Raw genomic sequence first — 14078 nt, forward strand, 5'->3', positions numbered from 1 at the left:
AATGGAAATCACCATGCAGCCCCTAGGCACCTGGAAAAACGCACCGCTGGCCTATGTTGTTGCCGAGGTCCGGTTCGGCAATATCTTGTCGCTCGACGCCGTGGCCGCCCGTTTTCAGGACCTCATCACGGCCACATACCCGAGACTGATCAAGGGTCAGGCCGTAGCTTTGAGTTTTGGCGAACAGGGCGTGAGCACGCAAGTCGTGCCCCGCTATCAGTTCCTCTCCGAGGACGGTCGCTCCTGTGTGGTGCTCACGAACGATACGATTTCCGTCCATGCGACTTCCTATATTGACTCCGCCTACTTCGCCAATGGTCTGGCGGTAGTTTGGGACGCATGGCTACTCGCAAGGCCGAAGACATTTGTTGAACGGCTCGGCTTGCGCTACTGGGATATAGTGCTGCCCGAGGGCGGTCTTCCTGTAGGCGGATTTTTTGCGCCACCCTTGTCGGCCGTAGAGACACTGTGGGCGGGGAAGCAGTTGGCGAGACATACGCACGAACTGGTATATAGCGTTGACGGCCCCATCCAGCACACCGCGATCGCACGATTGGGGACGGTTCCGGCAGTGCATCCTCATCCGCCGAACTTCGTTGTTGTACCCGAACTTCTGCCTTCGAAGCGTCTGCAACGTGCAGTCAAATTCGCACGCGAAAGTTCGGACGCGACGGTCGGGTTCGTCGATGTCGACGCTTCTGCCGACATCGCGCGCGTGCTGGATGTCGCTTCGTTCGTCGACTGCGCGAAAGGCCTGCACGAATCACAGTCCAGTGTCTTCAAGTCAATTACCAGTCTCGATGGTCAGGCCATCTGGAAGGACGGGAATCCCAATGCTTAACGCTAACTATCAGGATGTCGTGCGCGCCCAGTTGATGAGACGACTGCCATTTGGTCGCGCTGAAGTCGCCACGGGCGGGATTGTCTCGATGTTCTCGGGACCCGTTGGGGCTTCGCGGATCACCATCATTGCTGGCGGCTACAGCTGCACGCTCGAGCGAGGCGAGCACAAGACTGTGGTTCTCGACGCTGATGATCAGGCGCTGATCCGCTTCGTCAGTGGTCAGATGGACTTTATAGAGCCCGTGGGCAAGGTCGTCCCGCGGACTGCCGTGTCCGTTTCTCTGCGTGACCGGCTCACCCGGGTCAAGGCGGGATTCGGCTTCTCCAGCAAGGAAATGGCCGCGGTGCTGAGGTGCTCCCGGGCCGCGCTGTATAACTGGCTCGCCGAGAACCACCAGGGCCAGGTACGCGACGACACGCTCGTGCGTCTGGCCGTCCTCGAAACGCTCGCCGACCGGTGGAACGGGTTCGGCGTCGGCAATCTCGCGGCGCATCTGCACACGGCAGTCGTCGAACATGCGGACGGACAGAAGAGCGACCTGTACTCGCTGCTGACGCAGGACGAACTTGATGAGCCCCGTATCAACGAGGCGCTGTCCGCGATCGCCAACCTCAACCGCCAGCAGGTCGCCGAATCCCGGCGCGTGGATGACCTGATGGCGCGCGGCTTCGGCGTCTAAGGGGCCGCGCATTGGGCGACAAGTCAGCGGCTTCCGTTGGTACAACCGTGTCAGACATGGGATGGCGGCAGGGGGCCATCGCACATCCCGACTGCCACGGCTTTTTTCATGACCAGTTGAGAGCTTGCGGACGCGACGATCTCGCGGATGTGCTGGTAGCCGAGCAGATGTGCGTCATTGCGGTCAGTCAGACCTGCGACATCGTCCAGTTCAGGGACGACGCAGAGCCCTACGTCGAGTTTTTGCTTGCCCGCATCGCGGACGGTCCACCGAACGCCGCAGACACGAACCTGAAAAGCTTCCGGACTTTCGCGGCCCCACTTGAAAGTGTCGACCGGCATGTTTCCGTCAAGCCTTGGAACCGCTTTCTGGTGAGGCGCGAACTGGTGGCACAGATTTCGCCGTCGACGGAACTTACACTTGCGACGACGCGCGTCCGTGACCTTCTGGACTGGCTGATGACGCGCTACGTGCGTGCGGCGCTACCGGACGAATTCAATCGACGCCTTGGCACCATGAAGGCCGAGGACAAGATTCGCAAACTGTTGGCACAACTGCCAGCAGTCACCGAGGTGTTCATTGCCTTGCGGCCGCGCCACGATGAACTTCCGGCCGACCAGCCATACACGTGCGACGTGTCTCTGCTTTGTCGTGAGGCGGCGTTCAGTGACGCGCCGCTTCGCGAGAAAATGCAGCCGCTGCTGGATGAGTTCGAAGCGCTTCTCGAAGGCATCGACGGCATTGAGACCGAAGCGGTTCGCCTTCTCGGTGAGCACCAGTTTTCGCGCCACCATATGCGCGTCTATCACCGATGGCAGTTCGATGACGTCTCATATGCAGCGGACACGCGGGCTGACAAGCAGGGGTTAGCCGGATCGGGACACGAATACCGGCAGGAGCTTGGCCGCAGCAATCCCACGACTTTAATCTTCCAGCCCGGTCCAGCGCGGAACGCATTAAATCTGTCACTGCGCATCGCAACCCCAAGAACTGCGTCCATGGCATTGATTTAATGCAGGAAGCCGTGGCCGGGAACCCGCGCACGGGGGGTGACGACATGAACGGACGCGGGTTGACATGGGCCAGTTACGCACCAAAAAGCAGCCATAGCGATAAGGCCAATTATCTGAATAGCTTGGTCTGCCGTGCATCCGTAACTCTGTTTTTCAGCGTGAGACAAGCCTCGCGAACGGCCGTTGTCGGAGAGAGCGAATGCCTCTTGTCGACCCATCTGCGCCGTTCGACTGCGCAAGGCCGAAAGGCTGGTTCTGAACGAATTTGAGACATTCGCTCAAGAGCTCTTGTTATTGCTGCGGCTGTATCAAGCATTCCGTTTGTGGAAAGTGGTTTTTTCCTTCGACACCGGCTGAAATCCTCGGGAATTTCTTGGCTCGCCATGTCGCCTGGGGTTTTGGGCGCGGCGCCGCTTATTCGACGTATGGCCAGGTACGGGCGCCTGCGGCACATTCAGCGTCACGCACGGCATCACCCTCTATACAAGGACCAGCATCTTCTCGCATATCCGCAAGCGGACTGCCCTGTTTTGAAAGTCGGCGTAGCAGGCCGCCAGATCCCTGATGTCCTGGCCGGACAGCCTGGCGGACAGGGGGTCTCCATGATCGCGCGCGATCGCTGGCCGGCCTTGCCTCGGTCTCAAGTGCGCCTTGCTGATGGCTGGTACAGCACATCCGAGTTAGGCGGTAGGCAGGCACAGGCATGGCATTGGCAACCGTTCCGCAAAATCCGGAATCCCGCTTGCCAGGTCCGAATCGCGACAGCTATGCCGACCTCCGCCCTTCATTTTCACTGCCCATTCGGGGTTGCTGCCACCCACGAGCCCGGCCAGACAAGGTCACTCTCTACCCAAGATTGGAAGCACGAGCTTAGAACGGCTTGGTCGGCAGATACTTCCCGTCGAGTGTGATAACTGCGCGATGACCACCCTCGGGATCCGGCACCTTCTGGATGTCCAGCTTGAAGTTGATGGCGCTGATAATGCCGTCGCCAAATTTCTCGTGAACCAGAGCCTTCAGGGTCGAGCCGTAGATCTGCACGATCTCATAGAAACGGTAGATGGTGGGATCGGTCGGAACGCCACCTGGAATACTGCCGCGCACAGGAATCGTCTGGAGCTGGAGCGCGGCGTCTTCACCAAGCTCCAGCTTGTCAGCTATCTTTTTGGCTGCCTCGGCAGGAAGCGGGTGTTGGCCGAGCAGGGCTGCGGTCACGAAAGCCAGCGTCAGACCGGTGCCTTCATTGATCTCTTCAAAGGTCAAGCCTTTGTGAATCTTCGCGTCGATGACGGCGTGGGTGAGGGCCTGGCGGTTTGCCTGGCTGTATTGTGATTGGGGCATTTCAATCTCCTTTGGGAGTGGGGAATGACTCAGGCAGTTACGCTGAGTCGAGGCGGGTTCGCGGAGACAAGGGGGTTCTCTGCAAGCGATACGAAGCGATTAGCGATGCCATCCAGTGCATCGATGGAGCCAGTCTTGATGCCGTACACCCATCCGTGCAGGCCCAGCCGGCCTTGTTCGACGGCGAGTGCTACCGACGGGTGTGTCCTGAGGTTGGCGAGTTGCGCTATGACGTTCTCGCGGACCATGGAATCGACGCGTGCGCGGTCGGATGTGTGCTGCCGAGCTTCATTCACCGCTTTCGCGGCATCGGCATGACGCAACCAACCCGCCACCGCAGGCATACGGTCCAGGCACTTGCATGTTGCGACGGCAGTCATCGCACCACAGTCGGAGTGTCCACAGATGACGACGTCAGTTACGTTCAGGCCTGCGACCGCGTATTCGATGCTGGCTGACACGCCACCAGGCTGCACGCCGTAAGCCGGAACTATGTTGCCGGCGTTGCGAATGACGAACAACTCGCCTGGCTCTTGCTGTGTCAGCAGCTCCGGCACTACACGGCTGTCTGAGCAAGCGATGAACAGCGTTCGCGGATTCTGAGTGGTTGCAAGCTGCTTAAACAACTCCGTGCGCTTGGGAAACTCTTCGCGCTGGAACTTCAGGAAGCCTTCGATCAGGTCTTGCATGATGTCGCCCGATTGGTTGTGTGGGAACTCGATGTGCAAAATGGATGATCTGAGCTCTATCGGTTCTGGTCGCGTAGATGCCAATCACCGTGAGCAGCCCCAACGAGTTGCTCACGCCGAACAGCGCACCCGCACGCCAAGGCGCGACAGCGCCTCACCCAACTCGCCCGAACCGAACACGGCCGCGCTTTGCCGCAGGTCTTCCCATGCGAAGACATCGTCGTTGACGATCAGGCGGTCATCGAACCGCGTGCAGGTCTCTCGTTCGCGTGAGCGGTATGCGCAATCGGGGCTGGCCGGTATCGGACGCGACAAGCTAACCGGCTCTCAACTTACTGCCATCGAGTTGGCCACGAAAATATGCCTGCGCTTTATGCTCAGATCGTGCACCCCCGACATCCATGACCGGGGGGCGCCTGGGCTGGGAATGCGTCAGACCGACTTACCTTCTAGCATCTTTACCGTATCGTCTGTGGTCCAGACCCCATCGGCGATGAAGCGGTAATTGACCAGCGCAGCGCCATAGCCATCGCCTTCCGGCAGCTTCGGCCCCGCTACGGCATCACGCACGACTGCCACCTCGAAGCCATTCTCGAGCAGATCGCGCAGATGCGACTCCACGCACAGGTTGGCCAGCATGCCTGCCAGAATGACCTGCTCCACGCGCTGCTTGCCCAGTTGGAGCTTCAGGTCGTTGACCTGGGGGCCATAGAGCTTGTGCGGCGAGCAGATGATTGTCTTGCCATCCTCGATGTACGGTTTGAACTCCGGAAGGAAGTCCGAGCCTGACCCGCGGAAGCCTTCAAGCGAGAGCGCACTCGGACGGTCGAACAGGCCGAGGTTGTGCTGGAATATCTCCGCCCCACCCTGGAACTGCCACCGATGGTCCTGCGGATAGTAGTAATGGGGGGAAATCGCTATCGTAATTCCGGCATTCTTGGACGCCTGAAACAGTCGCACCAGGTTCGGCACCATATTCTGTTCGGTCACGCTTTCGCCCACCACCGGCCACGCCTTGCCCTTCGGGCTCATGAAGTCAATCTGCGGATCGATCACGACGAACGCAGTACGCGTGAGGTCAAGCTTCATGCCCGTCTTGGGCAGTGCCGGTTTGGCCGGATCCGCGTACTTGGCACCGCCACCGGCGGGCGCTGAGTTGGCCAGCGAGGGCAGTTGCGTGGAGGCCACTACCGCGGCGGCAGCCATGCCCTTGAAGAAGGTGCGGCGGCCATGAAATTTTGGGGTTTCACACATAGTAATTCTCCGGTTGGCTGCGCGGGAACGCTAGCAGGTGCGGCAGACGCACTGTCACGGGTCCAAAGCGCACGTTCGCTAAAGCAACTTCCAGAATCGGGAATAGACGGAGTGATCGTCACAGCCGCCAGGTTTCATCACCGCCTGGAAAGCTCACTGCGGCTACCCGAACGCCTTGTCAGACGAGCCGGGCGATGCAGGACGCAACGTTTGCGGGGTTCCAGTTGTTGATCGTCCCCACGAGGCAGGTGACGATCGGCAGCTCCTGCTAGCTGTATTGGGTGTGCACGCGTTCTCGCGAATGGGCCCTTCGATCGTGATCTTCTGAAATAGCGGGCCGAACTCCATGCGCTTCGTGGACAGTTCTCGGTACTGCTGAGCGTAGGTAGGAAGTTGAGTCATGAGGTCTCCTGGATGAGCTGACTGACGGCGTGTTTCTCGACCATGGCGGTGCGTTCCAGATCGAGTGTCATCGTGGGAACGGGCATGGCGCGCTCGCTCGGATCGGTGTACTACGCCGGTTGCATTGCTGTTGGTAGTTGCTGCGTTGGGTCATTTTGGTTCCTGGGACTGGGGTGGACAACGAACACGCCGCGAGGCTCTCGAGCCAATGCATCGATGCTGACGTGATGCATTGAAATCTAGAAGCAAATGCCTGCCTGCACTAGGGGCCGGGTGCGGATAGTTCTGTTAACCACGACGCACCAATCGCGTTCAGCGAGAGTTCATCAAGAATGAGCCGGCGCATTTGAAGATCCTGTCGTGCGGATGGCTGAGCTCGGTGAGAACGACCCAGCGGCGCCCGCTGGATGCGTTGCCGCGACATTGGTGAAGCACCTGCAACATCGAATTGCACGTGATGCATATCGCACCGCGAGGAGACCATGGCTAGACTGATCGCGTCTCCACTCAGGTCTATACCCATGAAGATTGATCCCGCGCCAATACAGCCTAGCTTCGCTGGAGTCACGCGCCGTCAGATGTTGATCATCGGGGCATGCACTGCAGCAGCAGTGGCTTTGCCATTCGCAGCGTCCGCTGCTCCTACTGCGCCGAATGGCGCTGAAACTCCGGAAGGAAATCCACCCATGAGCTATGTCACTACCAAAGACGGGGTCCAGATCTTCTACAAGGATTTGGGTCCCTCCAATGCTACCCCGATCGTCTTCTCGCACGGATGGCCTCTGAGCTCCGACGATTGGGACGCGCAGATGATGTTCTTCCTCTCCAAGGGCTATCGTGTCGTCGCGCACGATCGGCGCGGGCATGGCCGCTCGGCGCAAGTCTGGAACGGCCACGACATGGATCACTACGCCGACGACCTCGCCGCGGTCGTGAACCATCTCGACCTCAAGGGCGCGATCCACGTCGGCCACTCCACCGGCGGCGGCGAGGTCGTGCGCTATCTGGCTCGCCACGGCGAGAAGCGAGCCGCGAAGGCCTGCCTCATTAACGCCGTGCCACCGCTGATGGTCAAGACTGCGTCCAATCCTGGCGGCCTGCCGAAGGACGTGTTCGACGGCCTGCAATTGCAGACGGCTACCAACCGCGCGCAGTTCTACCGCGACATTCCCGCCGGGCCGTTCTACGGCTTCAACCGGCCGGGCGCAAAGCCCCAGGAAGGCATCATCCAGAACTGGTGGCGGCAAGGAATGATGGGGAGTGCAACGGCGCACTATGACGGCGTCGTCGCGTTCTCGCAGACCGACTTCACCGACGACCTGAAGAAGATCGGACTGCCGGTGCTGGTGATGCACGGCGATGACGACCAGATCGTCCCCTACGCCGACTCCGGGCCGCTGTCCGCCAAGCTGCTGAGGAACGGCACGCTGAAGACCTACAAGGGCTTCCCGCACGGCATGCCGACCACGCATGCGGACGTCATCAACGCGGACCTGCTGGCTTTTATCAAGGCCTGATTGGGTCCGAATCAGCCGGGACCGTCGATGGCCGGTCCACCCTTGGGGTGGAGGCCATCGACGCGACGCCCACTCTGGACGTCCAGTCCCCCCTCCTGAAGACGCTCCGCTGAACCCTTCTTCTTGCCCACATTGCCATGACCAAACTCACTTTTGCCAACGGCGCCCCCGTTGTCGACAACTTCAACATCGAGACCGCCGGTGCGCGCGGCCCCGCGCTGTTGCAGGACATCTGGCTGCTTGAGAAGCTCGCCCACTTCGACCGCGAGGTGATCCCCGAGCGGCGCATGCACGCCAAGGGATCCGGCGCATTTGGCCACTTCACGGTGACGCACGACATCACAGCGTTCTCGAAGGCCAGGCTCTTTTCCGGCATCGGCAAGAAGACGGACGTCTTCGTTCGCTTCTCCACGGTGGCCGGCGAGCGCGGCGCGGCGGATGCCGAGCGAGACATCCGCGGCTTCGCGGTGAAGTTCTATACCGAGGAAGGCAATTGGGACCTGGTGGGCAACAACACGCCCGTGTTCTTCCTGCGTGACCCGCTGCGATTTCCCGACCTGAACCACGCCGTCAAGCGCGACCCGCGCAGCAACCTGCGCAGCGCCCAGAACAACTGGGACTTCTGGACGCTGCTACCCGAGGCGCTGCATCAGGTAACCATCGTGATGAGCGATCGCGGCCTGCCCGATGGCTATCGCCACATGCACGGTTTCGGCAGTCACACGTTTAGCCTCATCAACGAGGACAACGAGCGGCACTGGGTGAAGTTTCACCTGCGCAGCCGGCAAGGCATCCGTAACCTCACCGACGCACAGGCCGCCGCGATCGTCGCCAACGACCGCGAGAGCGCGCAGCGCGACCTGCTCGAGGCGATCGATGGCGGAGACTTCCCGCGCTGGACGTTGTGCATCCAGGTGATGACCGAGCAGCAGGCGCAGGTCTGCCCGTTCAATCCCTTCGACCTCACCAAGGTCTGGCCGCACGGCGACTACCCACTCATCGAGGTGGGTGCGCTGGAGCTCAACCGCAACCCCGACAACTACTTCGCCGATGTGGAGCAGGCGGCGTTCTCGCCCGCCAACGTCGTGCCGGGCATTGGTTTCTCGCCGGACAAGATGCTGCAGGGGCGGCTCTTCAGCTACGGCGACGCGGTCCGCTACCGTCTGGGCGTGAACGCGCACCAGATCCCGGTGAACGCCCCGCGCTGCCCGATGCACAGCTATCACCGCGACGGCGCGATGCGCGTGGACGGCAACCAGGGCGGGCTGCCCGGCATCGTGCCAAACAGCCGCGGCGAGTGGGCCGACAGCCCGCGGCTGGCGGAGCCGCCGCTGCTGGTCTCGGGGGCAGCCGCGCACTGGGACCATCGCGCGGACGAGGACTACTACTCGCAGCCGGGGGCGCTGTTCCAACTGATGTCGCCCGAGCAGAAGCTGCAGCTCTTCGACAACACGGCGCGCTCGCTCGGCGGCGCGAGCGAGGACGTGCAGCAGCGGCATATCCGCAATTGCACGATGGCCGATCCCGCCTATGGCGCAGGAGTTGCCGAGGCGCTGAAGAACCGCTAGTCAGGCACCGGGCGCGTTGGTGCTGCAAGTTGCCCAACGCGCCCGTGAAAGGCGGGGCAGAGTGCGTACGCTTATGCGCATCAATGAAGAGGTTCACTTGGAGCGATGATCACAATGCTTAAACTGTCCTCCCTTGGCGCGGTGCACACCGCATTCGCCCTCGTGGCCGTTGTCTGCGGCTACGCAATGCTCCTGCGCTTCGGCCAACATACCAACGTCTTACCGCAATCTCCCAACTGACAGATTGTCACGTGCCGAACGCTCCCTTGATCCTCGCCACTTTCGCAGTGGCCGAACTCCAATACGTCTACAGCGCTCGCCGTCCGTTGGATGCACCCGGCGCAAGGAGGCTTTCATGAGTGCCCCGTCCATTGTCCGCTCATCGTCTCCGCTCCCAGCGACGAGTGCCTGTCCGACCTCGCTGCGCTTTGCCGTGCGGTATGGACGAGCCTTCTTAACCCGTACTCACTTGTCCACGACGACCTGGTCTGCCGCGCGGGTGGCGGCGAGACTGTCGGCAAGCTCGCCGACAGTCACAAGACCATCCTGCCGGTAGGCTCGGGGCGTCGCACGTGCAGACGCTGGAGCTCGTTGCCACGCCGGAGCCCGGCCGCCTGCAGGCCGTATCGGCGGGCGAATTCGGTGGGGGTGGCCCAGTCCAGCGCAGAGTGGGGTCGACTCTCGTTGTTGTGGGTCCGCCAGGCAGAGATCCTGGCCCTAGCGTCGCACACTCGTGGCGCAGCCGGTCGTTGAAGTCGCGTTGTCAGTCGTCCTGCCAAGTCTATTGACCCGGCAGGGGCACCAATGGCGCCGAGGCGGCCTGTCGATCATCACGCGTTGGTGAAAAAGTACCCGCGCATTGAAGGTCCAGCGCCCGGATCGCTGCTGTCATATGATCGACGAACACGCGGATACGCGACGGCAGATGCTGACGACTCAAGTAGCAGATGTAGTGACCCCGGTCATTGGGTGCGTACTGTGACATGGAGTGAACCAATTTCCCCTCGCGCAGCAGATCGCAGATCAGGTACCCTCCCAACTGAGCGATGCCTTTGCCTTTGAGGACGGCCTCCAGCACTAGCCCGACATCGTTGAACATGAGGCGCGATGGCGGAGTCAGCTTGCGCGATCCCCCTTCCACCTTGAACTCCCATTCGTCGACGCGGCCCGACGGCAGACGGACGTTGATGCAGTCGTGCTGCATCACCGCGTCCGGCGACTCGGGCATACCGCGCCTTACGGCATACTCGGGCGAGGCGCATACCAAAGTCTGCATCGGGACGATCTGTTTTGCGACGATCCGGCTGTCGGCCAGGCGCCCGTTGAGAAACGAGACGTCGATGCGGTCTGACGTGAAGTCGCTCGCGACGCAGCTTAGGTGAAGCTCGATCTCGATGTCGGGGTACTTCTCCTGGAAGCCCCACAACAGCGGTGCAACCACTTTGCGGCCGAAGCCCACGGGAGCGGAGACCCGCAGGCGTCCTCGCGGCGGACCGTCGCGCAGATCGCGCATGTCTTCCATCGCCTCTTTGATGAGAGCGACGCTCGGCTGGCAGCGGGCATGGAAGATCTCGCCTTCGCGCGTGAGCGAAATGCTGCGCGTCGTCCGACTCAACAGACGCAAGCCGACCTGCGCCTCCAGTTTCTGGATGACGCGGCTGACCGCGGAACGAGTGATCCCGAGCCGGTCAGCAGCCTTGCAAAAGCCGCCTTCGGCCACAACGGTGATGAAGGCGACGACTCCGGGATAGCTCGTCGCGAAACTCGATGCAAGCGCGTCCGAGTTGTCCGCAGCGGCAGTCCCCAAAAGAGGGGACTGCATGGCGAAGCAGGACTGAGCCTTGTAGCGATCGAGCCAGTCCTCGAACCGGATCGCGCCGATGCGGGGGTTCTCCCCGGGCGTGAGCGTCCGATCCGAGAGGAGGCCACCGAAGTAGCGCGCGTGGATGTCCGGCACGACCTTGCGCGTATCCTGCGTCGCCCGCATGAAGCGCCTGACCAGTTCGTCCAGTGGCATCGCCTCCGGACCGGCGACTTCGACCGTGCCGTTGACCGGCGGCGCGACTGCGACCTCGGCAAGCGCCGCTGCCACGTCCGCTGACGCGATCGGCTGGATCAGCGCCGGCGACAAGCGAATCTCCTTGCCTAAGGTGGCCAACTGGGCAGCCGACTGGGCAATGTCGCCGACAAACTCGTAGAACTGCGTCGCACGCACGATGGTGTATGGAATGCCGGATGCCTTGATGAGGCCCTCCTGCGCGACCTTCGCCCGGAAATAGCCGCAGTCGGTAAGCCGTTCGCTACCAACGATCGACAGGGCCACATGGTGGCGTACGCCGGCGGCAGCGCCCGCAGCCAGCAGGTTGCGGCCCGATGTCTCGAGCAACTCGATGGCCGCCTTGTCTTCCCATACTGGCGCGTTCGCCGCATCGACGACGACCTCGGCGCCGTCGAGCGCTTTGGCCAAACCCTCGCGGGTGATGGTGTTGTCGCCGGTGTCAGGGGCGGCTGCGAGCACGTCATGGCCGCGCTTGCGAAGGTCCTCCACAAGCATCGTTCCGATGAGGCCGGTGCACCCGATGACGACAATTTTCATGTTTTCTCTCCGTTTCTCGACCGCAAACCGTTGTCGTCGATGTGTATGGAGATTGCCTGCGCGCTCCGGGGAAGTCCTTGCCTTCACCTTGAATTTCTCTGCAGGAGAGCTTGATTATTCGTCCAAGCGTTGCCCGATCGGGATGAGATGCTCTCACCTCCGGTTGCAGTATCATCCATGGACGGAATTCGCCAGTTGCCCCCCTGGGAGCCGAATCGGCCACGGGATGTCAAGTGAAGTTCGAGTTTGGAGACTACGTGATCGACCCGGAACGCCGGGAGCTTTCGCATCGCGCGAAAGTCGTACCTGTCGGGCCGCAAGTCTTCGATCTGCTCCTGCATCTTGTCAGGAACCGCGACCGTGTCGTCAGCAAGGACGACCTGCTGCAGGCGGTATGGCGCGGCCGAATCGTCTCGGAATCGACGATCACCAGTCACATCAATGCGGTCCGCAAGGCCATCGGCGACACCGGCGGGGAACAGCGCTTGGTCAGGACTGTCGCCCGCAAGGGTTTCCGCTTCGTCGGCGAGATCGGCGAACACATCTCCAGAGAATTGAGGGAGCCGCCGTCCGCGCTCCTCCTTCCGGGTAAACCCTCTATTACCGTATTGCCCTTCCAGAACCTGAGCGGCGATCCCGAGCAGGAGTATTTCGCCGACGGCGTGGTGGAGGACATCATCGCTGCGCTATCGCGCATACGCTGGCTGTTCGTCATCGCGAGCGACTCGAGCTTCACCTACAAGGGCCGCGCAGTCGAGGTGAAGGACGTCGGCCGCGAGCTTGGCGTGCGCTACGTGCTGGAAGGTAGCGTGCGCAAGACTGGCAACAAGGTGCGCATCACAGGGCAGCTCATCGATGCCAGGATCGGGGCACATCTCTGGGCGGAGCGCTTCGAAGGCACGCTGGACGACATCTTCGAACTGCAGGACCAGGTTGCGGAAAGCGTCGTCGGCGCCATCGCGCCGCAGCTCGAGCGGGCGGAAATCGAGCGTGCCAAGCGCAAGCCGACGGAGAACCTGTGCGCCTACGACTATTACCTTCGCGGCGCCGCGCACTTGCACAGCGGAACGCGCGAATCAATCGAGGCGGCGCTGCCCTTGTTCTACAAGACCACCGAGCTCGATCCGGATTTCGCATCGGCCTATGGCATGGCGGCCTGGTGTTATTTCTGGCGCAAGATGAATGGCTGGATGACCGATCCGCCCCGGGAGATTGCCGAGGGCACTCGCCTGGCGCGACTGGCGGTGGAGCTTGGCCGGGACGATGCTGTGGCGCTCACGAGAGGAGCTCATGCACTCGGGCATCTCACCGGCGACCTCGACGGCGGTATCGCGCTGTTCGACAGAGCTTTGCTGCTCAATCCGAACCACGCCCCTGCATGGTCCCTGTGTGGGTCCCTGCGCGCTTGTCGCGGTGAAACAGACGCTGCGATTAAGTATTTGGCTCGTGCCATTCGCTTGAGTCCATTGGATCCAGAAATGTTCAGGATGCAGGCTGGGATGGCGCTGGCACATTTCTTTGCAGGACGCTTCGACTCCGCTTCGGATTGGGCCGAAAGGGCCAAATGGAATCTACCAAGTTTCCTTGTCCCGGTCGCCGTTCTGGCGGCGAGTCATGCGCGCGCTGGACGCATGGACAAAGCGAAGGAGGCGATGCAGCGCCTGCGCACGCTCGATCCGTCACTCCGCGTCTCCAATCTCAAGGACTGGCTTCCGATCCGTCGCCCAGAAGACCTGACCCAGTTTGCGGAGGGGCTGCGGCTGGCCGGATTGCCCGAGTGACTACGGCACGATTGCTCCTCGTCGATGGCGCATACCGTGCCGAGCAGAGCGTGCTCTCGAACGGCCGCACCGATCGCATGGATGAGACCGCGAAGGCCTACCCTGTCGAGCGGTGTGCCGCCTGGTGCGACCGGTGCTGCGATCATGCAGACCCATGGATGAGCGTCGGATCGGATCGATGCCTTTCGACCCGCGAGCCACCGCCAGGCCGCGGGTGTCCATGCCTGACTTGTTAACGGCCATTCGCAGCATGCAGCGCAATGTCTCCAACTGGCCCAGACTGTGTCAAAACGGCTGGCCACTGGGAATTGACGAAACCTGTCTCGGCGCAGGTCGCGGCTTTTCGATTGCGGCAACCCGAACGTCAAATCACAGCCGAACACATCGCAAAGGC

General features: G+C 61.6%; 10 protein-coding genes and 2 pseudogenes. 6 read left to right on the forward strand and 6 right to left on the reverse strand.

From position 1 onward, the window contains the following. Position 1: 1 nt before the first annotated feature. From DLM46_RS34870 to DLM46_RS34880, 3 genes are read left to right on the forward strand one after another with little or no spacing between them, the layout of a single operon-like run. Positions 2-841: a TIGR04255 family protein gene (locus tag DLM46_RS34870; RefSeq protein WP_115108743.1), complete on the forward strand. Its 840-nt coding sequence runs from the start codon at positions 2-4 to the stop codon at positions 839-841. Beyond that, on the forward strand, positions 834-1523 hold the full coding sequence (locus DLM46_RS34875) for a hypothetical protein (RefSeq protein WP_115108745.1): 690 nt from the start codon (positions 834-836) through the stop codon (positions 1521-1523). Before DLM46_RS34870 ends, DLM46_RS34875 begins: the two co-directional genes overlap by 8 nt. Positions 1524-1534: 11 nt before the next feature. Then, positions 1535-2536 (forward strand): hypothetical protein, encoded by a 1002-nt coding sequence (locus tag DLM46_RS34880; protein WP_133300429.1) that lies wholly within the window; start codon positions 1535-1537, stop codon positions 2534-2536. A gap of 870 nt (positions 2537-3406) precedes the next feature. Here DLM46_RS34880 and cynS read toward each other — a convergent pair. From cynS to DLM46_RS34900, 4 genes and pseudogenes are all read right to left on the reverse strand, one after another. After that, positions 3407-3877, reverse strand: a complete 471-nt coding sequence (gene cynS, locus DLM46_RS34885; RefSeq protein ID WP_115108750.1) for a cyanase — start codon at positions 3875-3877, stop codon at positions 3407-3409. A 29-nt stretch (positions 3878-3906) separates the two neighbouring features. Next, positions 3907-4566, reverse strand: a complete 660-nt coding sequence (locus tag DLM46_RS34890) for a carbonic anhydrase (RefSeq protein ID WP_115108752.1) — start codon at positions 4564-4566, stop codon at positions 3907-3909. A gap of 64 nt (positions 4567-4630) precedes the next feature. Then, positions 4631-4812, reverse strand: a pseudogene (locus DLM46_RS34895) (dihydrolipoyl dehydrogenase); the annotation flags it as partial. A gap of 186 nt (positions 4813-4998) precedes the next feature. After that, the gene (locus tag DLM46_RS34900; RefSeq protein ID WP_425274043.1) at positions 4999-5820 is read right to left on the reverse strand and encodes a cysteine hydrolase family protein; all 822 of its coding nucleotides are present in this window, start codon (positions 5818-5820) and stop codon (positions 4999-5001) included. A gap of 1088 nt (positions 5821-6908) precedes the next feature. On the opposite strand from DLM46_RS34900, the gene DLM46_RS34905 reads away from it, so the two are divergent. Beyond that, positions 6909-7739, forward strand: coding sequence for an alpha/beta fold hydrolase (locus DLM46_RS34905; protein ID WP_115108757.1), 831 nt, complete (start codon positions 6909-6911; stop codon positions 7737-7739). 137 nt (positions 7740-7876) lie between these two features. Further along, the gene (locus DLM46_RS34910; protein ID WP_115108760.1) at positions 7877-9307 is read left to right on the forward strand and encodes a catalase; all 1431 of its coding nucleotides are present in this window, start codon (positions 7877-7879) and stop codon (positions 9305-9307) included. A gap of 608 nt (positions 9308-9915) precedes the next feature. On the opposite strand, the pseudogene DLM46_RS41385 reads toward DLM46_RS34910, so the two are convergent. Both DLM46_RS41385 and DLM46_RS41180 read right to left on the reverse strand, forming a co-directional pair. After that, positions 9916-10113, reverse strand: a pseudogene (locus tag DLM46_RS41385) (integrase core domain-containing protein); the annotation flags it as partial. Beyond that, positions 10089-11903 (reverse strand): LysR substrate-binding domain-containing protein, encoded by a 1815-nt coding sequence (locus tag DLM46_RS41180; RefSeq protein ID WP_341868621.1) that lies wholly within the window; start codon positions 11901-11903, stop codon positions 10089-10091. The pseudogene DLM46_RS41385 and the gene DLM46_RS41180, both read right to left, overlap by 25 nt. 233 nt (positions 11904-12136) lie before the next feature. Here DLM46_RS41180 and DLM46_RS34930 point away from each other — a divergent pair, with 233 nt between their 5' ends. Beyond that, positions 12137-13684, forward strand: a complete 1548-nt coding sequence (locus DLM46_RS34930; RefSeq protein ID WP_115108765.1) for a winged helix-turn-helix domain-containing tetratricopeptide repeat protein — start codon at positions 12137-12139, stop codon at positions 13682-13684. Positions 13685-14078: the final 394 nt, after the last annotated feature.

Source organism: Paraburkholderia lacunae (assembly GCF_003353175.1).
Lineage (GTDB): Bacteria > Pseudomonadota > Gammaproteobacteria > Burkholderiales > Burkholderiaceae > Paraburkholderia > Paraburkholderia lacunae.

What these genes read in the sequence shown, in the direction of transcription:
- DLM46_RS34870 (WP_115108743.1), top strand. Translation starts at nt 2, where the DNA reads ATGGAAATCACCATGCAGCCCCTAGGCACCTGGAAAAACGCACCGCTG.
- DLM46_RS34875 (WP_115108745.1), top strand. Translation starts at nt 834, where the DNA reads ATGCTTAACGCTAACTATCAGGATGTCGTGCGCGCCCAGTTGATGAGA.
- cynS (WP_115108750.1), bottom strand. Translation starts at nt 3,877, where the DNA reads ATGCCCCAATCACAATACAGCCAGGCAAACCGCCAGGCCCTCACCCAC.
- DLM46_RS34890 (WP_115108752.1), bottom strand. Translation starts at nt 4,566, where the DNA reads ATGCAAGACCTGATCGAAGGCTTCCTGAAGTTCCAGCGCGAAGAGTTT.
- DLM46_RS34900 (WP_425274043.1), bottom strand. Translation starts at nt 5,820, where the DNA reads ATGTGTGAAACCCCAAAATTTCATGGCCGCCGCACCTTCTTCAAGGGC.
- DLM46_RS34905 (WP_115108757.1), top strand. Translation starts at nt 6,909, where the DNA reads ATGAGCTATGTCACTACCAAAGACGGGGTCCAGATCTTCTACAAGGAT.
- DLM46_RS34910 (WP_115108760.1), top strand. Translation starts at nt 7,877, where the DNA reads ATGACCAAACTCACTTTTGCCAACGGCGCCCCCGTTGTCGACAACTTC.
- DLM46_RS41180 (WP_341868621.1), bottom strand. Translation starts at nt 11,903, where the DNA reads ATGAAAATTGTCGTCATCGGGTGCACCGGCCTCATCGGAACGATGCTT.